This is a genomic window from Bradyrhizobium sp. Ai1a-2 (assembly GCF_000426245.1).
GTDB lineage: Bacteria > Pseudomonadota > Alphaproteobacteria > Rhizobiales > Xanthobacteraceae > Bradyrhizobium.
Map to the genome: position 1 here is coordinate 110,255 of NZ_AUEZ01000013.1, position 24,973 is coordinate 135,227.

The following is a 24,973-nucleotide window of genomic DNA, read 5'->3' on the forward strand; positions in this document are numbered from 1 at the left end:
GTGATCCGAAGGCTCCCCACGGAGTTAACCCGATCCACCGCCCTGGAGAGCCATGGTGACACCGACGGCGCCCGTTGACCTGCATCGATCGTCTGGCGCTCAGGCCGCCGTCCCCGAGCTGCTTGCGGCGGAAGGGCTCATCAAGGTCTTCATTTCCTATTCGCGGCACGATGCGCCATTCGTCGAACAACTCGGCGCTGCATTGCGGGCACGGGGGATCGACGCCTGGATCGACCGCCGCGAGATCACGCCGACGGCCGACTGGTTACAGCGCATCGTTCAAGGGATTGTTCAATCGACATTTTTCATATTTGTAGTCTCGCCGCGATCGGTCGCCTCCGAAGTCTGCGCGGTCGAACTCCGCCACGCGGTCGAGCTCAACAAGCCGCTCGTGCCCGTGATCCTAGCCGAAGCGGCCGTGCCCGATCTGCTTCAGGCGGTGCAATGGTGCGACTTCAGGGATCCTGCTGCGTTCGACGCTGCGTTGACGTCGTTGGAGGCGGCGCTCCGCCGCGACCCGGAATGGCTCGCTATACATGGTCGGCTTGCAGCCGCGGCCACTGAGTGGCAAGCGCGCAAACGGCCGTGGGCCGCGCTGCTGCACGGCGGGTCAATCACTGAGGCGATGCAATGGCTCGCAGCGGCTGATGGGGTTCGCCGCCGACCCACCGAACTGCAGCGCACCTATGTACACGCGAGCCGGCTATTTTCGGCCCGTTGGAAGCAGGTCTCCGGCGCCGTCGTTGCCGTCCTCCTAGTGATCGCTGGCCTCGGATTCTGGGCGGAGCAGCGGCGGGCGCGCGAAGGCGCCGCCCGCGAGCTGGCCAATCGCGCACTGCAGTTGCGGACCGCCGATCAGGGCGCATTGACCGAAAGCACGTTGATGCTGGTGGAGGCGGTTCGCGAACTGGCTGATCTTGGGCAGCGTTCGCCAGACATCGACGCCATGCTGCGGGAGGGCATGCGGATGCTGCTTCGCCCGCGCGCCGTCGGCGAACATCCGAACGGAGTCGGTGGCATGGCGGTCGCCCTGGACGGCAAGTCGATCGCCACTTTCGCGTTTGGTACCGACGTCTCTGCCGTCTGGAACGACCGCTCGGATTCAACCGTGCGGCTCTGGGACGTTCCTGCGTCGACGCCTGTGGCCACGTTGCCGCATCCGGATCCCGTGAGAGCTGCGGCGTTCGACGGTCGCGGCGGCCTCGTTACTGGCACCGTCGGTGGTTTGGTCTCATTCTGGAATTTACAGAAGGTTCGCTCTGGCGCTCCTGCGTCCGAACGTTCCATCGATCTCGGTGCGCCCGTCGGCAGCATCGCGGCACAGCCATCCGGGGCGGTCGCCGCAGGCACCGGTGGCAAGCTATGCGCCTGGGACGTCGAAACGCACTCGCAGCGCTGGTGTGCCGAGGACACCAACGGTGAGGGCCTGTTGTTGGTCGCGCTATCGCCCGACGGCGGCTTGGTGGCGAGCGGGGGTCAGAAAGGCTCGATCGAAATTCGTGAGATGCCAACCGGTAAGGTCGTGCGCACGCTGCACCACCGCTCGGGCGCGGCGATCACATCACTCGCGTTCAGCCCGGGGGCGAACCAGCTCGCGTCTGGTGACGATAAGGGCGAGTTGCATGTGTGGACCATGCCGGACGGCGACGATCAATACACCGTTGCCCACCGCGACGCAGTGACAGCAGTGACTTACTCGGCTTCCTCCGCGACTTCGCCTTTCGTCGTGACAGTGAGCAAAGACCGCTCTATTCGCATCCTCGACTGGTCGATGTTCGACGCCTGGCGGGTAGAGGAATTCAAGACAGACTATGCGCTATGGCGTGTGGCCGTTGATCCCGGCGGCCGGTTTGTCGCCGTGGCACGCGGTGATGGCTTTGTTGACCTCTTGGGCCGACAGGAGGGCAAGTTGGTCGGCCGCGTGCGCATTCCCTCGGGCGACGTGGCGACGGGCTTATCATTTCTGCCTGGCGACCTGCTTGCTGTCGTCGATGGGGGCCAGGGCGTGCGCTTCCTGGAGGTTACTGCCGGGACCGACGCATGGGTCGAGAATGCGGCGGTCGATCTCGATCATATGGCAATGTCCGCATCAGGCGTTCTCCTGGGCGCGGACTTCGCCGGCACCGGTTATGTGCTGGGGCTTGCGAACGGACGGCCGCGACCGCTGGTGCCGGCTCCAGCGCTACCCCCGGTTGGTGCGCTAGCGTTCGCCCCCTTCGGCGACAGGGTCGCCGTCGTTGACGACCACGCGCAGGTGCTACGTGTGCTCGCTTGGCCTAGCGGACGGGAGCTCGCCCAATGGCCAGTGGAGGAAAATGTGGGTGCTGTCACCTGGCACCCCGGACGCGACGTCGTAGCCGTTGCACGGCGTGACGCCAACGTGCGCCTTTACGAGGTCCCGACCGGCCGACTGCTTGATGGCACGGACGCCGGCGCCACCGCGCTCTCTTTCTCAGCGGACGGTACCTGGTTGGCCTTTGTGGTGCCCTATCAGGGCTTGCGCTTATGGCGCTGGGGCGTCGGCGGAAAGCCGGTTGCGCCCGCCGGTACCGGCGATGTCCGGTTGGCCGTATTCTCGCCGTCCGCCGCGCTGCTGCTGACCGCGAGCAACAGCGGCGTCGTGCGTGCGTCGAAGATATCCGATGGAGAAGCGGGCCTCGAGCTGCGGCAGGCTTGGGCGGCCGCCCCCTGCGCCGAGCCGACGGCGCTTGTGGTAAGCCGTGACGGCAGCCTGGCCGCAGCGGGCTGCGAAGACGGGCGCATCCGATTGTTCATCGTCGCGACCGGCGTGGCGATCTCTGAACTCCACTATCCCGGCAAGCTCGCCACACTTGCCTTCTCGCCAGAGGGGGCCGTGCTGCTGGCCGGGGGCGACAATGGTCTGCGCGGCTTTCTCGTCTCAGGCGTCGATCTGGTGCAAGAGGCGTGCTCGCGGGTTTCCCGCAACCTCACGATGGCTGAATGGCAGCGCGACCTCGGCGCACGGGCGTGCCGACCCACCTGCCCGGGCTTGCCCGCCTGCGGATGATGTACAACGATCATGGTTCGAGCCCCACGGCTCGTTTGGACCGTCAGCCCGAGTACGAGCCGGTAACGCTGTAGTCGTGGCGCTTTGTCTTGGCGAAGGGTCTGCATGCCGATCGGCGGCTCCAAGATTCTGATTCTTCCAGCGTCAGAGTGACGAAGTGGCGCATCGTCCGTTTCCGAATCACGCTTCTGCCCGCTTTTGTTATAGAGTGTCTAAAACTGATTGGGGTCCACATGCCAATCTCGCTTCTATTTACAGGCCACATGATCGATGTGCCGGATCGCCCCGAGCCGCGCTTTCCTGCCTCGCTCGAAGGGGCCGCTGGCGCGCGCATTGCAGAGGCTGTCACGCCCTACGCGGCCAGATCAGCTTCCGGAGAACGAGCTTTGGGGTTTGCCAGCGGCGCGCAGGGTGGAGATATCCTTTTCCACGAACAGTGCCGAGCTCAGGGCATCGATACCGTGATCGTACTCCCGTTTGCACCGGAAGTGTTCGTCGGCACATCCGTGCAAGGGGTGGGGAGCGATTGGGAACAGCGCTTCTGGGAGCTGTGGAACGCCACTCCGGAAGCCCGGCGTGAGGGCATGAATTTGCCCGTGTCGGACGACGCTTACGGCGCCTGCAACACCCGGCTGCTGGAGTTGGCTCGCAACAACGGCGATGTGCATTTGATTGCCTTGTGGGATGGAAAGGGTGGGGACGGTCCCGGCGGAACAGCCGATCTCGTTTCCCGCATCCAGGCCACCGATACGCCGGATATCTTTTCGCCGGCGAGCCTCGGGACGGGCAATTGATCCTTCTGCCTGTAAGGAACGTGTGCACCGATATTCATAATGAGGTGAAATAGTTCACACACCATTGGTAACCCGTTCGACTATTTTTGAGGGGCACTCTTGTGATTATGCGGTCGCTTGAAGATAAGCGGCCGCATTGTCGTGTCGAAAACAGAAGCCGCGCAAGAAGGTAATTGATCGGAAACGAGGGGGCGCGACCAATGCAACAGGCCTTCATTATCCGTCCCTTCGGTACCAAGAAGGACTCGGCCGGCAGAGAGGTCGACTTCGAACGTATTCATCTCGAGCTGATCGCCCGGGCCATCGAAGCGGTCGGCCTCGGCGGCGGCACGACCGGCAAGATCATTGATGCCGGCAACATTCGCGAGGACATGTTCGGCCTGATCCTCGAGGCCGATCTCGTCATTTGCGACATCACAGTCCATAACGCCAACGTCTTCTACGAGTTGGGGATCCGGCACGCGCTCTGCAAGAAGGGTACTGTCTTGATCAAAGGCACACCTGTGGCGGACACCACGCCATTCGACATCCTGACCGATCGCTACCTCGAGTACAACGTCGACACCCCGGGTAAGAAGCTCGACGAATTGGTCGAAGTCATTCGAGCGACCCTGGCTAGTTCACGTGAGACCGACAGCCCGATCTTCAAAATGCTGCCGACGCTGCCTGAACTTGATCCCGCGACGGTCCAGGTTGTGCCGATCGATTTCACGGAAGAGGTGGCGCGCGCGAAAGCGGCGAAGTCCGCTGGCTGGCTGCGGCTCCTGGCCTCCGAGGTGACCGATCAGCGTTTCCAGTGGCCGGCCCTGCGGGCCATTGGCAAGGCACAATGGCAGCTGGCCGACTATGTTGGCGCCAGGCGGACCTGGCTGCGTGTTCGAGAGGCCGTGCCCGACGACCTCGACGCCAATTTTGCATTAGCCAATCTGCTCGAGCGGCAATATCGGGGCGAGAAGCGCGCTGAACTGCTTGAGGCATCGAATCAGGCCATCGCTGCCGTCCTGGCGGACAAGCGCTCGACCGCAGACCAACGCGCGGAGGCGCTGGCGTTGCATGGCCGGAATCTGAAGACGCTATGGCGGCTGGACTTCCAGTCGCTGAACACCGTCGCCGATCGGCGCGAGAAGGCCACGAACCGTAATCTTGTCCGCAGCTACGAGACCTATCGCAAAGCCTATCTCGTCGACCTGAATCATTTTTACTCGGGCCTCGCGGCCTTGCAGATGGGCGTCATCGCTCTCGAATTGGCTCTCGATCCGCCGTGGCAAGACGCCTTCGAAGACAGCGAGCAGGCCACCGCCTATGAGAGCGAACTGAAGCGGCAGGTCGAGGCGCTCCGCTCGAGCGTGCGGCTTGCGGTTAACGCTGCTATCGAGCGGCTCGGCAAGGCGGGCAGCGACCGAGTTTGGGCAGATATCGGGCGAGCCGATCTGCTGTTCCTGACCGAAGAGCGCGATCAGCGCGTGGTCCAGGCCTACCGGGATGCCGTGCCGAAAAGCGATTCGTTTGCTTGGGACGCAGCGAAAGGGCAGCTGCAGCTGTTTGCCAGCCTTGGGATTCGGGCCGCGCGGGCGACACTCATCATTGGGGAATTGGACGCTTATGTCGAACCCACCAAGTCAGTTCCGGGTTTGCACCTCGTCGTCGCTGTCGGTCACCGCATTGACGAGCCCGGCCGCGCGGCCCCACGCTTCCCGGCCGATCGGGAGCAGCTAGCGTGTGCGTTGTTTCGAAGCGCTCTGGCGAAGCTGAAAGCATCCGGATCCGCGCTCCGAATCCTTGCTTCTGCCGCACCCGGTACGGACGTTATCGTTCACGAATTATGCAACGAACTCGGTATCGAGAACTCGGTATGCCTGCCAATGCCTCAGGCGGATTTCGCCGGCAGCGTCTTCGGCGGCCTCGACGGCTGGCGGAGGCGGTTCTTCGAGCTCGTGAAGGATCGGCCGCCGCTCTGTTTGGGTGATCAGGTGGGGCTGCCGCGATGGCTGCAGGGGTCGGGTATCGATCCATGGGAGCGCGGCAATCGTTGGGTACTCGAGATGGCTCAGACTTCGGGCGCCAGCAAGATCACGCTTCTGGCACTCTGGGACGGCAATGCCACGGGGGACGCGCGCGGCGGCACCGCGGATATGGTGCGGATTGCCGAAAAGACAGGTGTATTCGACGTGCAAGTTATTGATGCCGGTCAACTACTAACGACCGGCGGCCGAGCTACCCAGCCGACTTCACCGCCCGCAGGCGGTACCTGAATGCAGATAATCGAGTGCGCGTCTGCACACAATGTCAACGCAAGATGAGTTGTGGGCAGCCTTAGACAACGAGCGGATCATAAGGCCGATATGTAGCAGCAAGGGGAAATCGATGCCGAAACCTTACGCAACCATATTCATCCATGGACTCGCAAAGAAGCCTGCGCCCGACAAGCTGAGGGAAATTTGGCTATGGGGCATCACCCGTGACAATCCCAACCCCGCTGTCTTTGCACCTCCGAACCGGGGCATCAATCTCGGCTCGCAAGGCATTCCCTCGTTTTTCAATTATTATGCAGACGTGTTCTACGGCACGGATTACGAAACGGAGCTTCAATCATACTACGAAGCGGACGATGAACTGGCGATACTTGATGGCGAGCACCTGAATCGAATCGAACCGGGTTTGAAACTGCCGCAAGCGGTAACCCCCCGCGAGCGCGCTTTCCTGCGGAATTTCGAGGGAAAGCTTGGCGCAAGTGCTGTGCTTACAACACCACCTGCTACGATCGCAACGACGGCCGAGGCCGTACAACAATCAGATGGTGTATCGGATCTGGAAATCGCAAGCTGGCTGCCGATGGGCATCAAACAAGCGGTCATCAAGAAGGCCGCAATGGAGGCGTTTTACTTCCTTTTTGACAAGGAATACGTGCGGGCCGACGGTGCGCGATTCATGGTGCGGCAGGAGCTGCGCAAGCGGCTGCTCGACGATTTGGCAAAGGCGAAGCAGGCCGGCGAGAAAATCGTTATCGTTTCGCACAGCATGGGCACGATGGTCGCTTATGATGTGGCGCGCAATTGCCCGGAATGTCCGGCGATCGACACGTTGATCACGATCGGATCGCCGCTCGGCATCCGTGAAGTGCAGGACGAACTCGTTGCGATCGATGCCGGGGCAGGTGGCGTCGACTTTCCGGCCGCAAAAGTACGTCGCTGGATCAATATCTACGATCCGCTCGATCCGGTTGCAGCGGCTGATCCGAAACTCGCCGGCGACTTTCGGGCAGTGGACGGCAAGAGCGTCGAGGACATCAAGGAATCAAATTGGGGTAGCTGGAGACATACCAGCACGCATTACTTTGCGGGTACTCAGTTCCGTCGCGTGTTGCGTGAATCGATCGGGATTGCCTAGCAATGGATTACGAAATCATTGAGAAGCTCGCCGCAACTCTCAAGAAGGGCATCCTTCCGGCGGCGCAGCCGCAGGATATCGATGCGGCGGTGCGGTTGATCGTTGAGAAATTGCCGGGCGCGCCGGTCGAAGATGTCCGGGCTGCGATGAGAGTGCTGAACGAACAGCGTCTGTTCGATCATACGCGGACGATCGGTCAGGCGTGGCACGGCGCCCGGCCCTTCGATGCTTCCGTTGCCAAGCGTTACGCGCAGGCGCTCATCGATCTCTTCGAGCTCGAGCCTGCCGAGAAGTTGCTGACCGATGCGCTTGGCAAGGCACGCAAACCTGAAGCGGGTGCGCAGGCAAAAAGCGAAATTCCGGAGTTCCTCGGTTTGCTCGGGCGCATCGAGAAACAGCGATTTGTGAAAACTCACGATCTGGATCGTCTTGTCAGCGCTACCGACCGTTATCTCGAGCAATTGAGTGAAGAACATAGCAGGAACGATCGGTTCTGGCACGCGATCAACGTGATTGCGCTCGCGTCTCGGGAAAAGGAGGCCAAGGTCGCGCCAACACATCGAAAGACACCGATGCCGCGCCCTGAGGATGTGCGCGACAGAATGAGCGTGCTTTACAAGGATACGCCGGACAATCTGTGGGTGCCAGCGACAGCATCGGAGGCGTGCCTTGCGTTGGAAGACTGCGACGCCGCCGAGCTATGGCTCTACCGGTTTTTGCACCACCCGTATGTGCTGCCTTTCAATATACAAAGCTACGATCGCCAGCTTCGTGAGATCTGGGGCGGTAATCCTGCGGGAGATGGCGCGCGCTGCGTCGACCGGCTCTCGCGCATCATAGCGCAGCATATCATACGCACTCAGGCGCAGTTCACGATCTCGACCGCAGCGATACCGGTTCTCAAAAAGGCGCTCGATGCGGCAGACGGTCTGGAGAAGAATTTTCTTGGCGAACGCACGTTCAGCCTCGCAAATGTGAGGGACATGCTCGCCGCGTGCAAATCCATTGGATGCGTGACGAATAAGACCGGGGCACGGCTGGGCACCGGTTTCCTGATTGCAGGCGAATGGCTGGGTCTTGCAGCTGCAGGTCCGGTGTTCGTCACCAATGCGCATGTGATTAGCGAGACTGTGCCAAAGGCGATTTCTCCTGGCAATGCGCTCGTAACGTTCGAAGTGGAGTCCGAGCTCGCCGGGCTTCCCGTCAATTATGCGGTGAAAGAAATGGTCTTCACGTCTCCGCCTGCCAAACTCGGTACTTCCGACCCGAAGGGGCTCGACGTATCGGTCGTCACGCTGAAGCCTGTCGGACGAGCAGAACCCCATTTCACAAGTCTCGCAGCAGCCAATTCGCTTCCGCTCATCGAGAGCAAAGCGAGAGCATATGTTATCGGCCACCCGCTCGGCGGTGGCCTGCAAATCTCGCTACATGACAGCGTTCTGCTCGATATCGACGACGCAGAGCGTCTCGTGCACTATCGCACGCCAACGGATCCGGCGAGCTCGGGAAGCCCGGTTTTTAATACGGAGTGGCAGGTCATCGGACTCCATCACGGCGGCTCCGAGAAAACACCAAGGCTGCACGGTGCCGGAGATTACGAAGCGAACGAAGCCATATCGTTGTCCGCGATACGAGCAGCCATGCAATAGAGACTTGCGGCGTCCCCCAGATGATGCAGCCGCTGCCAGGAAGCGTTTGAGTGTAGAGCAAGGTCTGCGCGACAGGGCGCGCTATTGCCATGGGTGACATTTTCCTGAGCTACACCCATGCAGACGAGCTGCACGCGCGGCCCATCGTTGAGCTTCTTGAATCGCAGGGGGCTTGCGCTGGAACAGTGGGGAGCGCGGTTTGGCGGACTCGAAGGGCCGGAATGACAGGCTTCAGCGGACCGATTTTATCGGATGGCGACGAACTTTTTCGCCGCGAGTTCGCGAGGCCAGACCAGTTTCATCTTTGGGATGCCGCCGCCGAGTTGATGACGGGGCCTTTCAGTGTGACGTTACGATGGCGCCAATGCTGTTCGGCCTTTTCGGCCGAAAGGTCTTTGTGGCCACGCCGACTGCCAGCTCCGCTCGTCCGCCGTTCGCACTGAGGAGACTACCTACACCGGTCGCAAAGGCGAGCGTCTGGCCGTGGCCGGACGGCGTTACGGCAGCCACCTCGATATCCTCACCGACGATCCGTCCGTCGCGCCTCAGTCCGACGCGAACCTCGTCATTAAGAGCCCGCACCTGCGCGTTGGTCTTGGCGATCAACAGATCGAGGGGGTCGACACCGCGCGCCGGGCGTTCTCCCAGGCATCGACCACACGTGTGACGGTCGCTTTTCGCCGGCCGCAAACCGCGCTCCTCGACGCTAGGCGGCAAAGGACGCTGTCGTGATGCCCACAGTCCCGATAGGCCTTCGCGCGGCGCGCATGCAAGCTAAATTCGGGCAAAGCCGCCGCTAATACTAGTTGAGCGGTGGCGTTAATGCGCCTTTTCTGGCGTTGCAATTTGTGATTGAATGTTGTTTTCAAAAGTTCATTTTGGAGCCTGATTATGCGTCGATTGCTGCTTGCGCTATTGACCGGTCTGTTCACGCCGTCGCTTGCCGCCGCTTGGGGCGACACTGGTCACAAGGTCGTATGCGAGATAGCATTCCGCCTCGCGCTGCCCGAGGTGCGATCGGAGATCCGGCGCCTGATGAAGGGCGACGAGCGCTACGACTTCTTCCGGGACGCGTGCATCTTTCCAGACCATCCACGCACGCGTGACACCGAGCACTACGTGAACCTCGCGAGGACGGCGAAGGGGATCGACACGCAATCGTGCCCGCAAGCGCCGAAGTGCGTGCTTTCGGCAATCGAAAGCGACATGGCCGTCCTCTCATCGTCGGCCGACGATGAGAGGAAGCTGACGGCACTGAAGTATCTGGGCCATTGGATCGGTGACCTGCATCAGCCGCTTCACGTGTCGTTTGCCGACGATAGGGGCGGTAATAGCGTCTCGATCAACGGCGAGTGCTCGCCGAACCTGCATTCCGCCTGGGATACGTGCCTCGTGCTCAAGGCGGTCGGCGAAGATCCCGTGCTGGCGGCGTCCGATATCGTCAAGTCGATCACGCCGGCGCAACAGGAACTCTGGACGCAGGCCTCTGATCCTCGAGACTGGGCCAACGAGTCCTTTGCCATCACGGTAGCCGTGACGACGCAATATTGCCGCCGGCAAGGCGCCTCATGCAATCAACCAGCCGACGATATTGTCATCGACGAGGCTTATATCCAGGCGAACCGCGAGATCGTTCGTACCCAGCTCGCAAAGGCCGGCATTCGTCTTGCTCGCGTTCTGGACAAGGTACTCCGGCCATGAAGAATTTCGATGCGGACGCTCGAAGGCCGCATCGATGTGCCGCGGTCCGGGAAACCATCGCGGCGGTCGCGGTCGCCGCGATGGTCGGTCTGCCAACAGCGGCAACCGCGGGCGGCATCGAAATAGACGCGCGCGAATACAAGCTTCTGCTGACTCCGGAGCATTTCGCCGGCGATCCCGGCGTGCGCGCAGCGGAATTCTGGGATGGACAGCTCAAGCCGATCATCGCCGCACATCTGGACCCTCGCGAAAACGGTGATAGCCGCGCAAAGAAGTCCTTCTCACTTCACCATCAGCGCAAAGTCTCCTTCAAGGACACGGCGGACTGCATTCTAAGCGCGGCTGGTTTCTCTTATCGCGAACGAGCGGATATGGCCGCCGGGGTGGCACCGGCCGCCAATATCGAGACGACGCTTAAATTCCGGAGTCCAGATGTATTCCTCTCTACGACGTCGCGCTTCGAAGGACGCGAGAACGCCAAGTCCAAGCTCGAGGAGGATATCTCGATCGCACAAGGGGGCGCGATCCGGAGCGGCTATTCCTACTCAGTTACACAGAAGCGCCGTGCCGCCCAGCCGGCTATCTCGCTTCGAACCGCCGTCGAGGCCTATCCCGGGTCGCTTCGATTGCTCGAGAGCCTTTCTGGCGATGCGCCGCAACCTGAGGCTGGGCTGGTCTCCGGACCGGTCTTTGCGGAGCTCGTCTACAGCAAGGCACAGGTCGATCTCGGAAACGATACCGACGCAGAGTTCGATCTAACTCTCTGGTATCCATCGGAAGCCACCGATCGCCGCAGGCCCGCCGTCGTTGAGATTTCCTATAGTTACGATACCGAAAAAGGGCAGGTGGATGGCAAGGTCGCACTCCGCGGCGTGAAACTGTTCGCGGCGCTGCGCAAAGAGCTATCCGCATGGATTGCACCGGGTAGTCAGAGCAAGACCTCACGCGCTCTTCCGAGCGGGTGTCACGAGAATTGAGCGCGTCGAGGCGAAGTCGAATATAGCCTTACTCGCCTACGGCTCACGAGTCATTGCTCGGCGGCTACGATATTTCGCGGTCCCCGGAATGTAGTCGTCCTTCGCCCATCGAGCATCAGGTTGAAGGTTGTATGTAGTGATGCTGCCTGTGGCGTGCATCCGTTCCCAGATAGCCCGTGCCCTGTAATGCTCGTACAGGCGTAGAAACTCGGCCATGTACGTGCGCGCTATCGATTGGCTGCCCCGGATTTCGAGGATGTTCTCGTCGTTGTTGTAGAGGGAGGAGCCTGACATGTTCGCCGAGCCGCTGAAGATGACCGGCGCCGACGTCTCTCCGTCGATCACGATAAATTTGTGGTGGATCAGAACGGGCGGGTAACCGGGATATCGTTCCCCAGGAAATAGCTCCTTCTCGACCCAGAAACCCTCCGGAGGTTCGCCGTACCACGACTTGTCAAAGACATCTTTCTGTTCGCGGGAACGATGATAAAGCTCGACATTGGCTCGCACATCGGCGCGGCTGTCGTCCGCGCCGTCTTTGGGTTGGGTAATATTGTTGACCAGGCCGAACATCATCTTGCCGTTGTCGCCCGCCGCGAAGCAGGCATCCCGCAAGAGGTCATCGGTCGGCGTGAACAAGCAGAACAGCACGGATGACCGCGACGAGTGGATGGCTTGCACGATCGCATCCATCGAAATGCGCGCGGGGTCCTTCTCGGGCGAGAAGAATGCACGAATCCCCGCCGATCCTACCGTCTCCATCGGCGTCCAGTCGGCACCCGCACCGATATTCCCCATGGTCGGATTTTCCTTCAACCGGTCAACCCGCTCTTGATAGTGAGCGGCGAGGGCGGAAGACGCGAAGGTGTGGACCACGTTAGCCTGGCTCGTAAGTCCGCCGGTTGTGAAATTGGCCGATCCGCATAACAGGGAGGCCGGGCCGTCGGCCGTGTGCGCGATAAGGATCTTGTTGTGCATGATCTTGCCGCGCGTCCGGTCGTACAACTTGACCTTCCTATTGGGCTTTAGCCAATCCTTTATGGGTTGATTGGGAAATACCTTCTCAAATATCCTCGTCGCTGAGTTTCCCGCCACTCGCCTTGCGTAGCTGCTCTACTTTCTTGGCGAAGGCCTGGGAGCTTACGACCGCCCTGTTGAAGTAGCTGCCAATACCATCGACGACGTGCAAAGGTAATTCGACGTCGATGCTCGCGCTGTCTGCATCGACGAGGCCGAACTGATCGGGTTTGCCGACGACCGGCGCGATCACATAGGTAAACTTGGATCCGGGCTGATCTTCATCGATCCTGGCGTCCCACCACATGAATTTCTGAATGGGCGCCCGCTCGGTCGGCAGATCGTGGCCGTCCGGCGCTGGACCGTCGAAACCAAGGCGATTGGGGAGCCAATTCCATTTCTTGCCATCGATCGTGACCGGTGCGTCCCCGGATCGAAATGGCGGTGTCCGCCGGATGGCGAAGCCCAGAAAGTCTTTCCGGTCGGCTCCATCTGGCCAATCCATCGCAAGTAACACGAGGGTGGGAGAAAGATAGCTGCGGGCGATCACCTTCAATTGACTCTCCGCGCGGTTATGGAGCGTTGCCTTGCCACGAACCGTAGAGTGGGTTGGGAAGCAGGAAGTAGTCCTTGCCGAACACGAGGCCGGGCATTCCGTTCGAGCGTGCATCCGCCTGCGTCATCTTCGGTAGATCAAGCACATTGTCCCCGATCCATAGAACGAACCGATGGGGCCTGTTCCAGGAGGCGCGTGCCGACCCGTCCGCGTCCTTTGACCAGCACCACACGGCGTGACCCTCCCCGATCAGTCGGCGCCTGCGATCCTTGTCGTTCCTGTAACCGTATCGCTGCCACTCGTCGGGATTGCCGGCCTGCGTATCGATTGCACGTCGACCAAGGATGCAGACCCCTTTCCGATCGTCCTTCATGCCAAGTCGCACGAGATTGCCCCGGGCAACTTCCTCGAGATCGGCATCGCGATTGGTGATCACGGCGATCTTTCCGCCGCTCGACAGCACATGGTTGATGAACTCGATTGCTCCCGGAACTTCTTTAGCGGCCCCGCGAGCTTCCCACGAAGCCCAGCGCTCCTGCACGTAGCCGAGACCGAGATACTCGTTCTCGAACTGGCCCAGCGAGTTGTCGAAAATAGTCTCGTCGGCGTCGAGCGAGACTACCCAATCCGAGGCGTAGTCCCCTGTTGCCCGAATGGCGTCGACTCGTCGCTTGGCTTGGTCGTAGATGAACCGCGCAATGAGAGGAAACTCGGCCGATCGCCGGTACCACTTGAGCCCATTGCTCATCTGACCTTTTTTAGGAGCCAGATCGCCGACGTCTTGCACATTGAGTTCGACGGCGATCGGACAGTGATCGGATGCCGGTGGAGAGCCGGCCTCATAGACGAGTTCTTGAAAGCTGTCAGGTTTTAGCAGTGGTAGGCTACCGGGGTTTAGAACGATGTAGTCGATAAATTGATTGAACGACGGCTGGCAACGGGCCGCCGTGTCGCGTTTCACGGTAAGCGAGAGATCCATGAATGGATCGCCCGGAACATCGATCCCGGTCCAGAACTGCTCTTCGGCCTGCAGCCGCCGATTGAAGTCGCCGAGCAGAACGAACGGAACTGCATCCTTTGCTCGCTCTTGGGTCCATTTCTTGAGGACCTTCTGCTGATCGAATAGCACCTGGCAATCGTCTCCGGCCCCAGGTGCACCGGCAGGGCAGCCAGACTTCAAATGGACCGACAGGAGGCGCAAAGGGGCGCGGGCCTCCAGAGTGATATCGACCCCGTACCGATGTCGATTTGCGCTGCCCACGTCGAGAGCCGTCAAGTCTGGGTTGCGCGAATACTTAATCGGCTTCCTGATGACGAAACCGGCACGTTGCGTGATGATCATCTTGTCGGCCATTCCGGCGCAGGGCCGTAGCATCTCCTGATCCGGATTTCGCGCAACCTCGAAAGACCAGATTTCGGCATCGAACACTCGGGTCAAAGCCTGTTCGCTTTCGACCTCCTGTACGGCGATGAATCCGCGCCCAGGCGATCGGCATGCTGTCTGAGCGCCAGATAGTCGGCAGCTTGACGGGGGCGGCAACCCTCACCGTCGCCGTCGGCAAGATGCTCCATGTTCCACGACGCGAGTTTCAATGCATTGGCATCGCATGTGATCGCGATGCAAAAAACAAGCGCAATCAGGATCAGCCTGGTGATGCTTATCATAACGATCCCCAAGAACGATGCTTATAAGCCTGACGCGTTCGGCGCCCCATAAGGGCGGAAATGGTGGCGTGATGAATGATCCGATGGTCCAATCAAGGTTTTCGAACTCCCAAGCACCATCGGTTGCCTGAGTCGGGCTCAATGAGTGAAAAAAATCTTAGGTTTGGAAATTCCAAAGAGGAGGTCAAACGTGACTGAATAAAAACTCTACGCAATCTATAGTAGATAAGGCACTGCAAGGCAAGTGGCGCCGTTGTCGCATGGACATTGTCCGTCCGCATAGCACAATCGCAGCCACTATACTTTAGGATGTGCCTCATGCAAGGTGGTTGTCATGAAGTGACTGATTTCGAAGGTCGGAGATGCAGGCGCTGCTTTGGTCGATCCCATGACCGGAATGGCCGGCGATGGCCGAGAGCCTGGTAAGGCTGCACCGAGCGTCAGCTATTGCCGGCTGTCGATCAAGCAGGGCGTGCTCATCAACACCATCAAGCGCCTTCAACGTCGAGCCAAGAGGCTCCGCAGGGCCTCTGATCGACTGATGCGGGCCGAGGCGAAGCGCAGCGAGAGCCACCCCAAGAACCAAGAGACCAACGATGTTCAAGCTGCTGTCGATGGCCAAGGGACACTATCGCAGCCTGCTCGCGGTGGCAGCGAGCCCAGAGCCGCCAAACGCGGAGCAGGTCGCGGACCTGATCGGCTGTCGCAGCTCGTCCGCAAAGCAGTATCTGGCCGCTCTTGATCGCCGCGGACTCCTCCGACGCATCCGTCATGGGTGTGATGACATCGACGAGGCAGTGTTCGTGCTCACCGACGCGGGCGCTGATCTATTCGGTCGGATGCCGCAGGGTCAACCCACGAGCCCTCGGTCGTACGTCACGCGGACGGAAGTTGGACGTCCATCGACTCCCGTGGCTTAGTGGTCGGCACAGCCGCTCCCGCCCCGCCGTCGGCCCCCATGCCTTATCCCGAGACGATTAGGCAGGTCGAGAGGACCATGTCCAATGCTGGCCAAGACATCGCAGCCAAGGGTGCACTTCAGCGGGTCGACGTGCGCGACGTGAAGACCTTCTGTGCCAGCTAAGGGCGTGCGGTAACTAGTGAACCGAATTGACTGGGGCCGCTGCCCAGCGGCGAAGGAATGGCGCTTGCGATCACGACAGCGAGCCCCGGTCAGCCTTCAGCGCACCTCGTCTACTGGGTGCTGCCAAGCGAGGCATCCGGTCGATATCCGCTCGCCAAATGACGTACGCATTGCTGTCAGAACCGGACAGAAGCAGAACGTTTGGTCATGTCGGCTATCCCTGACGTCAGGTCGCGTGTCTGCGTCCCCCCTGAAAGCGGAAGCCCCAGTTTATGAGTACACGCCTCGGGCTCAAGCTTCGCCTTCAGATAACACTGGAAGGAGACCGAGGGCGCTCCCCGGATAAAATGAGCAGCCATCTGAGTGGCCATCGGATACACGGAGCGGCGATCGTCCCCCGTGTGGGGGCCGGCCATGACCGCACCCGGGTAGCGCCAGGTTCGCGCGGGGACTGTTGCCCGAGACTGGGGCCTACGCGCGACTCAACACCCTGCTAACCTGCGCTGCGGACCACTCGCCCATGCTTCCGCTTGGCTGTTCGCTGTTTTTTCACTTCATCTCTTCTCCAGAAACCAATTAGGGGCCACGACGCGCGCGGTTTCGGTGGCAACATCGGCTAGGTCCTCATGCGTGCTCCGCATGATGTGGCCCATCCACTGTGCGCTAACTTCGAGTATCCGATTCGGCCCGTATCTTCTAATTCCGGCAGCTCTCTTGATGAGGCTGTTGGACGCAAGAACTCGCTCGCGATTAAAAGCGCCAAGCAAATCAATCCAAATGTACTTTGGATAAGCCGACGGTGAACCGCGATTCGGGGCGATGCCCCAATTTTATCGGTTGTACCCGCTCAAGTTGTAGCTAGAATTGCGGGTGAACTCGTTAATTGGGGGGTGCCGCCTTTCGTGCGGAAGAAAAATGATTGTGACCGGTGGACTGTATCGTGAGATCTGCGAGTGCCCGCCTTGGGATGCCGTGTATGGCTCAGGTGGTCGGGCTGCGGCCGCGATCGCCAACCTGTCTGCCTCCGTCGAGTTGCACACCTACTCGCCATTTTCGAGGCAAATGACTGCTCAGCTCTATGGCCAACCACGAGTAAGGCTTCAGCTAACGCCGTCAAACGCTCAAATCGTTTTCGCCTACCTTCATCCCCTCTCTCGGCCTTCAGTTGCGCCAACCGAGCTGCGACAGCATTCTCCCATCCACGTTCAGGGTGATGCCGTAGTCCGATTTGGGTTTCTTGAAGGAGAAGCAATCGTTGTGGCGAACCGCGCGGTTTACGACCCCCAGACGTCAGCAAGGCCTGCCAGATTTCGCGAAAATGGCTCCCAGGCCAACGAACTAGCCCTCGTACTGAATGAACAAGAACTTCGAACTCTCGGACAAACGTCCGACATTATACTCGCGGCAAGAAATCTTCTTGAATCGGAAGGGGCGGCGTTCATCGCAGCAAAACGCGGTGTAAATGGTTGCGCGGTGTTTCATCGCGACGGTCGTATTGACCACGTGCCCGCGTATCGATCGCAAAATGTATTCAAGATCGGAACAGGAGACGTTTTCACCGCAACGCTCTCCTACCACTGGGCAAAGGAAGGAAGGGCTCCTACAGACGCAGCCAATCTTGCGTCGCGCGCAGTAGCCAGTTACGCCCAAACCAAAGAGCTACCAGACGCGGTCTCTGTCCTTACCGACCTTAGTCCTGTTGCACCGAATCGATCGGCCAAAGTAATCATCGTGGGCAGCATAGAGGCTCTTCAAGACCGATGGCTATTGGAAGAAGCTCGGTGGTGTATCCGCGAGTTAGGGCTGACCGCAATCTGCCCCGATCTCGGCGAAGAGCCTGAATCGCATGACCTTGCAGCTACCGCAGCTTTGTTTCTTGCTCGCGACAACGAATCCTTCGAAAGACGCGCGGAGGCGCTCGTTTCGAACCACTCACTGCCTGCTGTGGTCTTTTCTGATCGTGCTTTGAGCGTAGGCAGCGCTGCCGAACAAATCGATGATTTTGTTACCGCAATCTATAGAGTCTGTTGGTTAGCCTTAGAAGCGCAAGCGGCACAGTAGGAAGCCGCATTGCAAAACGCGCCTCACTCATTTGCGCGATATACGGAGGAAGGTGCCGATTATGCACGACGTGTGCATCATTTACTCTCGTAAAGATGAGCATTTGCTTCCCGCCTTGGAGAAGGCGCTGTCTCCCGGATGGTCCGTATGGTGGGATCGGACTGTAACAGGCGACTTCCGATCGGCGATCGAGGCGGCAATAAAAGCAGCGAAATGCGTCATTCCGATCTGGTCATCTGCCTCTCGACAAAGCCAGATCGTCATCGACGAAGCCAATCTTGCCGCCCAGAACAATATCCCTCTTTTGCCTATCATGGTCGAGAAGTTAGTCACGCCGCCGCTGGGGTTTGGATCGATCGACGCCGTGCAGCTGCACGGCTGGGATGGAAATCCAGACCATCCGGGCCTGCCTAAACTGAGAGACAAGCTTCGCTTGGTTGTGCCGGAGCGCGCAGCCAAGCGTCCCCTAAAGTTCGCCGTGCGGGACATAGAAGTCCACTCCCCGACATTTTTCTTTTCCGTCTCCTCCCACGAAACACGGCTCGCGCCGATTGAAGCGATCAAGGCGCTTGCACTGTTCGGAGCGGAAGCAATTTTGGTTTCCGCTTACGACGTGTTCAATAGCCAAGCGGCAGCAACGTTCAGTAAAGCTCTGAAACGGGCCCAAGCGAACGGCACGAGGATACTTCTCGATTCTGGAAACTATGAGGCATCGCGCAAGTCAGATAAGACTTGGAAGGCATCGAAGTTTCACCGTGTCCTGAAGACGACTCCCCATGATTTCGCTTTCTGTTTTGATGAACTCGATCCTCCCAACAATCGAGATCGCATGGTGAGACAGATTGCGGCTGCTGTTGAGCGCGATTCGAAGTTTACATCGAAGACTGTCTTACCAATCGTACATGCTCCAAAAAGCAAGGACGGGAAGTACAACTTGGAGCACATACCCTACGTCATTCGAAAATTGGCCGAAGCGCTTGCTCCACCTGTCATTGCTATTCCGGAGCGCGAACTTGGGCCGGGCTTAATCGCGAAAGCCAGGACGCTCGCATCAATCCGAACACAACTCGCCACTCTGGGCCGGTACCAGCCACTCCATCTTTTGGGCACCGGCAATCCATTGAGCATCGCCGTGTTGTCTGCGGTTGGGGCCGATTGCTTCGATGGGCTCGAGTGGTGTCGCGTTGTTGCAGATGCCGCGAACAACACCCTCTTCCATTTTGAGCAGTATGACTTCTTTTCCTATCAAACTCGAGTTGCCCAATCACCGATTGTGCGTGATGCGGTGAACAGCGATAAGATCAACTATGCAGGAAAGGTTCTCTTTCACAACATGGACTATTTCGCTCAATTTCTGGGAGACCTCAGATCGGCGACTCACGGAGGCAAGCTGGTCCGATTCCTAAGTGAGCGCCTGCCCGTCGGGAGCATGCCTCAACTTGAATCAGCGCTACCTGAGGTGTTCTAGATGAAAATGATTGAACCTCATCTGCTTCGCGAAGCGGTCGCAGCAATTTGTCCAGACGTCGCGTTGCGGACCGAAGGGCAAGGAACGGAGACCGATGAGCGTCTGCTCTGGAAAGAGCTTTCGTGTTGCCTGCTCAGCAGTCAGGTTCCTTATGAATTGGCTACCGCCGCTGCAGAGGCCATCCACCGATCGGGCGTACTTCTCGATCCATCGGTCGAGGTTGAGAAGACAGCCGAGAAAATACAGCTCATCCTCCGCTGCCCGCTCGAGGTTGCGGGCCGTAGTCGTAGCTATCGGTTCCACGTCACAAAATCCAACCAACTCGCGCGAACTTGCCATGCGGTGCGGAACGAAGCAAAGAGCTTGCAACGGCTTATGGATGGATTCGATAGCGCTGCAGCCGCGCGCTCTTGGTTTTTGCAGCGAGCACCCGGAATGGGCCCCAAACAAGCGAGCATGTTTCTTCGCAATATCGGGTACACCTACCAATTAGCAGTTCTTGATCGCCATGTGCTCAACTATATGGCCGCCCTTAAGATCGAGACGGCCGAGGGCCCCGGCGGAGTAAAATGGTATTACAGGTGCGAACACTCGTTAAGTCGTCACGCTGAAGCTATTGGCTACCCGGTCGGACTGCTAGACTGGGCGATCTGGATCGTAATGCGTGTTGCTCGGAAAAACTCGTTGGTGCTGTCGTGAGCGTAGTCACTCTGGTGTCTGGTGGATTAGATTCGACCCTTGTCGCGTATCTCACCCGCGAGACGGGCGTTGAACAACATCCTCTCTTTATCAACTATGGCCAGCGCTCCTGCCAGCGGGAGCTAGAAGCTTGTAGGAGTTCACTGCGGCGGATAGGGCTAGCTGAACCGACCGTGGCCGATCTGTCTGGCTTTGGGCATCTCATAAGATCGGGTCTCACGGATACGAAACTGCGGGTCTACGAGGATGCATTTACTCCCGGACGAAATATGCTGTTCCTGCTGGTAGCTGCGGCGCACGCTCATCAAGTGAATGCCGATGCTGTTGCCATCGGGCTCTTGCACGAAAGCACTAGCCTATTTCCCGACCAGACCTCCGCATTTCTAAGCGGGGCGGAAAAGATGATCACGCGATGTATGGGAAAGCCGATAAAAGTTCTGGCTCCCTTAGCGTCCTTCTACAAAAAAGACGTTGTATCGCTCGCAGCTCAGAAAGGCATCAGAGGCACGTATTCTTGTCACGTTGGCAATGAGGAGCCTTGTGGCGCCTGCATCGCTTGCAAGGAATTCAACTTTTAGGAGGCTTAGATGGGTGGCGGCAGCGGCGGTGGCGGCAGCAACCGATTAGGCGACACACGAGCATTGGAAGAGAAAGCAAAACGGGTCCTCCAAGGTGGCCGTAAGAATGTCTTCATAAGCTTCGCCCATGAGGACCTTGACGAAGTGAACCTCCTTCGCGGCCAGTCGAAAAATGAAAATAGCGATATAGAGTTCAATGACTATTCGGTCAAAGAACCGTACGACAGCGTGCGAGCCGAATATATCAAGAGTAGGCTCACGGAACGAATTAGTCAGAGTTCTACAACGGTAGTTTATCTGTCGAAGGATACTCCGCAGAGCCGGTGGGTTCGATGGGAGGTTGAGAAGAGCATCGAGTTGGGCAAACGAGTCATCGCTGTTCACGCCGGTCAATCGGCGCCTACCCCTCCTACCTGGATAAGCCAAAACAAGATCAAAGTGGTGCCTTGGTCCTCGCTGGCCCAAGAACTGAACAAGTCCTAGCCAAGGGAGCCTGCATTGGTTGTAGCGGCGTTGGCAGGAAGGCGAGTAGATTCCCGGGTTAGCCTGCCGAACCAGCGCTTCCGCCGTTCCTCCGCCGAGTCAATTCCGCCCGCAAATTGGACACCCGCTGATCGATCTCGGCCGCTCGGTCTGACCGGCGTTCGCGAGGTTGCCAAGGATGAGCATCAGACGTTCCGGTTGGAACAGCCGCTGGGCGAGGTTCACCACCACGATGGCATCGAGCTTGGCCATGGGAAGAGAGCGCCCCTTGCGGCCGATGTTGCCCCGACGTGCGTCGGTCGGGCACGTGGCGGCCCACCTCGTTGAGGTCCGCTATTGAGGCATGGCGGGCTAGATTTGCTCAGGTTGAGTTCTTCGCATTTTGAGCCGACCTCAATGCTGGTTCATGATTGATCCGACGACGTTGGTAATGGGGAGCATTCACATCGCTGATGTTCATGCCACGACTGAAGGCAAGGATCACGAGCGCCGGCCCGCATCCGGCCGCCAAATTGTCGTCGATTTTAGGTTGCGAAGCTGATATGTTCCCGCAAGAGCAACTAAGGCTAATTTTTTAAGGCATTCTCGGGGGCTCGGTGTGCGTAACAGCCTTCATGTGATTTCATCCATATGTGTCGCTCTTTGGACGACAATTTTCGCCGGCCGCTGTCCCGCAACGGAATACCCTCTCGGACAGCTAAGCTTGGGAAAGCCGCTCGCAGGCGACTTTAGCGCAAACTACAAGTGCTATTCTCGGGTGGAATTTTCAGGCACAACTCAATGCAATTTGAATGCTCCGCTGGCAAACCGCGCAAACATATCCGACATATTGATCGAATCAGCGAGCCGGAAAATATTGTATGCATACAGCAAATCCTATGAGTCCGACGCCCTTGGACGGGTAGAAGCCCGGGCGGTATCGGAAATCTCGAATATCCTTGGTAGTTCGTCGCCGAAGCGCTTTTCCATAGGTGGCGCAGTTGTTGCTGCTTGGGGTGATGTCAAACTAGAAAAAATTAGCACCAATGCTGAGGAATACCGTGAAATCAACGGGCCCATTGAAAAACGATATGGGTTGCTGATCGATGTGGGCGGCGACTTCAAGGCGGTAAAGGAGGCGAACCGGCCGATCTACCGTGTTATAGGCGGGGACGGCTTCCTCCTGACTTTGTCGCAAAACAAGCCGAAACAGATTGTCGTCCAGCGGCTCATCGTTTCAGCTGGAAGCTTGGCCCTGAGAAATTTCAAATCACAAGCCGATCAATTCCTGGCCGAGGACAACGGGTCTACGCCGGATGACTATTCTAAATGGTCCGAAATAGCGTTTATGGCGCGCCGTCTGGCCTTGAACACAACTCCGGAAATCGCAAACGGAGCCGTAGACGAAGCTTTCAGCGCTCAAGGCCAAAAGTATCGTTCGCATGTGTGGGCGCTTCTTCCCATGAGCGTCATAAAGCACCTGCAGGCCGGCACTTACATGGCTGTCGACGTCTTTGGCGAAAGAACTGAATTTCCTACTATTCGGGATAGTATCGTTGCTCAACTAAACACAAGCCCAACGGAGCCGTTTTCCGATTTTCTGCTGTACACGTTGGGACGTTTTGATGACGCAGTTCAGTTCAACCAAAAGTCTCCGGTGCATACCGTCCTAGTCTACGCAGCTGCTCACGCGAAGCTCAGAAAAGTTCTTTCAAAGGTGTTTCAAGTAGTTTCCCGGCATGGCGATCGAGAGCTGCTGCTTGATCAAGTGCGCCCCCAATCTCATCTCGATCAACGTGATTCAGAAGATGCTTTGTTTCAGGACGAGGGTTCGGCGAAATCGATCAACAAAAATTATCAAGAGCTTCTGAAGAGAGTTCGCGAAACCGAACGCAAAGACGAGCTCAGATCCAGAGACAAATCACCGACGGAAAGGAATATAGAACTAGCAAGACGGAGTTTCTTCGACGACTCATTCTATGAGGCTGCATTTTCAACTGACGAATATTTGGACGGCGAGCCCTCGCTGACACAGTACTTGCACTACTTAAATCAACTAGCTGAGCGTTACGGATCTCGCCCGCTCTTGCAAAGAATTCCTGAGTTCGGCGGGCTCACCGATCCACTGTTGCCAGCATTCGAGGAGGTTTTGAAAGACCGCAGATCGAGACATTCCGACGATGCAGCCTATTTCCTCGGGTGGCTTGCCTATCACCGCGGAAATACAAATGATGCGCTGAAGAGATTCGAAACCGCCATCGCACTCCTTCCTAAAGTCGGCTCGACCGACGCCGATGAAGACGATGGTCTGGACTACGCAGACGCCGCGGAACATCAATCGAGTCGCATCCTACGCATGTTACTGCCGGAAGACGCGCTAAGTCGCGTCCAGAACAGCAAGGTTTTTTCCTCGCGACCTCTACTTTGGTACACGGCGCTGGCTCAACTCTATCATTCCGGTAAATATCAATTGGTAGTAGACAACGCTCAGCGCGCGCTGCGAGAATTTGGCGTTACAGTCGAAAACTTGCCGGTCACGACTGATGCCAACCGAATCTCGGACGCTTTCGAAAGATTGCAATTGGCTAACGAGGGCGAACTGCAAGGCATCACTTATCTCTATCAAGCGTCGCGCGAAGCCCGGCAATTAGAAGCGATGTTGGCGAACATCGACAAGCAATCGCCGGCATCATCGGAGACTGAAATCAGAAGAATCGTAGTCAAATACTCGATGATGCGAGATCCCGATGAGCGCACCCAGAGAACGCCAGGTCCAAAGGCATTACACAGGGATTTGCGCCAGAGTATACAGCTCGCGCGGCTCGCACTCGATCTCTTGCCCCGAAACGCGAGCTTCCAAAAATTGCGAGAATGGCTGCACTACAAACGCATCGCGCTTCTCGCACAGTTTGATCCGATGAAAGTCGCTGACGCGAACGCCGCATTCCAGGCCGAATTTCCTGCGTCTCGGCTCATCGACGATTCGATGGCGGAACAGGTCTTTGCGGAGGCCGTTATCGTGGGTGACATGGCCAAGGCGACGACCACGTTCAACACGCTGCGACAAAAATATCCAGCGGCAAATGCCATCGACAACGCATATAGCTGGATGGCGATCGGTTGGACTTGCGTTGGACAACCGGTCAAAGCCCGCGAGATAGATCAGCAAATCGTTCGTCGTTTTGCCTTGACAAGACACGCGTCATTTGCGCGCAAGCGGTTAAGTGATCCGCAAGCGTGTGCTCCTCTAGAATCGCTTTACGCGTGGGATTACCGAGCCATGCTTTGGCGAGAGCAAAATCGAGTTGATGCTAGTCACGACGCTCTGAGGACTCATCCACGGTGACTTCGCGCGCCACGCGAAGTCCGATCTGATCGTTGCCGTCGTCTCCGAGAGCGTGCCAGTCGCGGCTCGCAGAGCGCAGTGCTTTGGCATCAGATAGCCAATTCCCGCCTCGCACCACCCGGCGGCGGTCGCAAGTCGGACCAGTCGTCCAAGGCTCTTCAGTCTGCGGCGCGCCTCTGTAGGTGTCGTGGAAGCAATCTTCTACCGTAAGCGTAGCGCAGAGGCCCGTCGGATTGTTTGTGCGGGGTCTTAAGAGCACCGTTAGAAGAGTCATCTTCAGCAAGGGTGCTTACAATGGACGACCATTCGGATGACATAAGACGACCGTTGTCGCCGCGTATCGAAGTGTATGCTGGCGCAGGTCGCAAGCGGTGGCCGGATGATTTGAAGGCACAGATTGCCGCGGAAAGCCTCGAGCCGGGGGCGGTTGTCACAGACGTCGCCCGTCGCCATGGCTGCCGGCCCCAGCAGGTGCACGACTGGCGGCGCCGGGCGCGTTTG

At 58.5% G+C, this 24,973-nt stretch carries 21 protein-coding genes; 16 read left to right on the forward strand and 5 right to left on the reverse strand.

Annotation, left to right across the window (positions count from 1 at the left end; all coding sequences use genetic code 11):
* The first annotated feature begins 55 nt into the window (after nt 1-55).
* The 8 genes from K288_RS0112035 (at nt 56) to K288_RS0112070 (ending at nt 11,536) form a co-directional block, all read left to right on the forward strand.
* Entirely contained in the window at nt 56-3,028 is a 2,973-nt protein-coding gene (locus K288_RS0112035) for a TIR domain-containing protein (protein ID WP_027579783.1), read from the forward strand.
* 89 nt (nt 3,029-3,117) lie between these two features.
* Entirely contained in the window at nt 3,118-3,822 is a 705-nt protein-coding gene (locus K288_RS45310; RefSeq protein WP_152535482.1) for a hypothetical protein, read from the forward strand.
* Between the two features lie 200 nt (nt 3,823-4,022).
* Complete coding sequence (locus K288_RS0112045; protein ID WP_027579784.1) at nt 4,023-6,074, forward strand: tetratricopeptide repeat-containing protein; 2,052 nt, start codon at nt 4,023-4,025, stop codon at nt 6,072-6,074.
* Nucleotides 6,075-6,186: 112 nt separating this feature from the next.
* A complete protein-coding gene (locus K288_RS0112050; RefSeq protein WP_027579785.1) occupies nt 6,187-7,209 on the forward strand; it encodes a hypothetical protein in 1,023 nt (340 codons plus the stop codon).
* Nucleotides 7,210-7,211: 2 nt separating this feature from the next.
* On the forward strand, nt 7,212-8,858 hold the full coding sequence (locus K288_RS0112055) for a serine protease (RefSeq protein WP_027579786.1): 1,647 nt from the start codon (nt 7,212-7,214) through the stop codon (nt 8,856-8,858).
* 483 nt (nt 8,859-9,341) lie between these two features.
* Entirely contained in the window at nt 9,342-9,590 is a 249-nt protein-coding gene (locus K288_RS53595) for a hypothetical protein (RefSeq protein ID WP_160168963.1), read from the forward strand.
* Between the two features lie 159 nt (nt 9,591-9,749).
* Nucleotides 9,750-10,559, forward strand: a complete 810-nt coding sequence (locus K288_RS0112065; RefSeq protein ID WP_084799563.1) for a S1/P1 nuclease — start codon at nt 9,750-9,752, stop codon at nt 10,557-10,559.
* A 182-nt stretch (nt 10,560-10,741) separates the two neighbouring features.
* Nucleotides 10,742-11,536 carry a hypothetical protein gene (locus tag K288_RS0112070; RefSeq protein ID WP_152535483.1) on the forward strand — a complete coding sequence of 265 codons (795 nt, stop codon included), beginning with the start codon at nt 10,742-10,744 and terminating at the stop codon, nt 11,534-11,536.
* Between the two features lie 36 nt (nt 11,537-11,572).
* On the opposite strand, the gene K288_RS54075 is transcribed toward K288_RS0112070, so the two are convergent.
* From K288_RS54075 to K288_RS49540, 4 genes are read right to left on the reverse strand one after another with little or no spacing between them, the layout of a single operon-like run.
* Nucleotides 11,573-12,541: a phospholipase D-like domain-containing protein gene (locus K288_RS54075; RefSeq protein ID WP_201449667.1), complete on the reverse strand. Its 969-nt coding sequence runs from the start codon at nt 12,539-12,541 to the stop codon at nt 11,573-11,575.
* A 58-nt stretch (nt 12,542-12,599) separates the two neighbouring features.
* Nucleotides 12,600-13,109, reverse strand: coding sequence for a hypothetical protein (locus tag K288_RS54080; RefSeq protein ID WP_201449668.1), 510 nt, complete (start codon nt 13,107-13,109; stop codon nt 12,600-12,602).
* A gap of 16 nt (nt 13,110-13,125) precedes the next feature.
* Complete coding sequence (locus K288_RS49535) at nt 13,126-14,538, reverse strand: HAD family acid phosphatase (RefSeq protein ID WP_152535484.1); 1,413 nt, start codon at nt 14,536-14,538, stop codon at nt 13,126-13,128.
* Nucleotides 14,539-14,543: 5 nt separating this feature from the next.
* Complete coding sequence (locus K288_RS49540; RefSeq protein WP_051334492.1) at nt 14,544-14,774, reverse strand: hypothetical protein; 231 nt, start codon at nt 14,772-14,774, stop codon at nt 14,544-14,546.
* A gap of 596 nt (nt 14,775-15,370) precedes the next feature.
* Between K288_RS49540 and K288_RS0112085 the strand changes: the two genes are divergently transcribed.
* The 6 genes from K288_RS0112085 to K288_RS50495 all read left to right on the forward strand — a co-directional run bounded on the left by K288_RS0112085 (nt 15,371) and on the right by K288_RS50495 (nt 21,147).
* The gene (locus tag K288_RS0112085) at nt 15,371-15,694 is read left to right on the forward strand and encodes a MarR family transcriptional regulator (RefSeq protein WP_027579790.1); all 324 of its coding nucleotides are present in this window, start codon (nt 15,371-15,373) and stop codon (nt 15,692-15,694) included.
* Nucleotides 15,695-16,773: 1,079 nt separating this feature from the next.
* A complete protein-coding gene (locus tag K288_RS52305) occupies nt 16,774-17,919 on the forward strand; it encodes a carbohydrate kinase family protein (RefSeq protein ID WP_152535485.1) in 1,146 nt (381 codons plus the stop codon).
* 61 nt (nt 17,920-17,980) lie between these two features.
* Nucleotides 17,981-19,387 (forward strand): toll/interleukin-1 receptor domain-containing protein, encoded by a 1,407-nt coding sequence (locus K288_RS0112100; RefSeq protein ID WP_027579791.1) that lies wholly within the window; start codon nt 17,981-17,983, stop codon nt 19,385-19,387.
* Nucleotides 19,388-20,086, forward strand: coding sequence for a hypothetical protein (locus K288_RS0112105; protein ID WP_027579792.1), 699 nt, complete (start codon nt 19,388-19,390; stop codon nt 20,084-20,086).
* On the forward strand, nt 20,083-20,664 hold the full coding sequence (locus K288_RS0112110) for a 7-cyano-7-deazaguanine synthase (RefSeq protein ID WP_027579793.1): 582 nt from the start codon (nt 20,083-20,085) through the stop codon (nt 20,662-20,664). The genes K288_RS0112105 and K288_RS0112110 overlap by 4 nt, the downstream gene beginning before the upstream one ends.
* A 9-nt stretch (nt 20,665-20,673) precedes the next feature.
* Nucleotides 20,674-21,147: a TIR domain-containing protein gene (locus K288_RS50495; RefSeq protein WP_084799564.1), complete on the forward strand. Its 474-nt coding sequence runs from the start codon at nt 20,674-20,676 to the stop codon at nt 21,145-21,147.
* 99 nt (nt 21,148-21,246) lie between these two features.
* On the opposite strand, the gene K288_RS53600 is transcribed toward K288_RS50495, so the two are convergent.
* Nucleotides 21,247-21,399 (reverse strand): hypothetical protein, encoded by a 153-nt coding sequence (locus K288_RS53600; protein ID WP_160168964.1) that lies wholly within the window; start codon nt 21,397-21,399, stop codon nt 21,247-21,249.
* A gap of 451 nt (nt 21,400-21,850) precedes the next feature.
* Between K288_RS53600 and K288_RS0112125 the strand changes: the two genes are divergently transcribed.
* Both K288_RS0112125 and K288_RS50500 read left to right on the forward strand, forming a co-directional pair.
* On the forward strand, nt 21,851-24,472 hold the full coding sequence (locus K288_RS0112125; protein ID WP_152535486.1) for a hypothetical protein: 2,622 nt from the start codon (nt 21,851-21,853) through the stop codon (nt 24,470-24,472).
* A 294-nt stretch (nt 24,473-24,766) separates the two neighbouring features.
* A partial coding sequence (locus K288_RS50500; RefSeq protein ID WP_152535488.1) for a transposase occupies nt 24,767-24,973 on the forward strand: 207 nt, incomplete at its 3' end.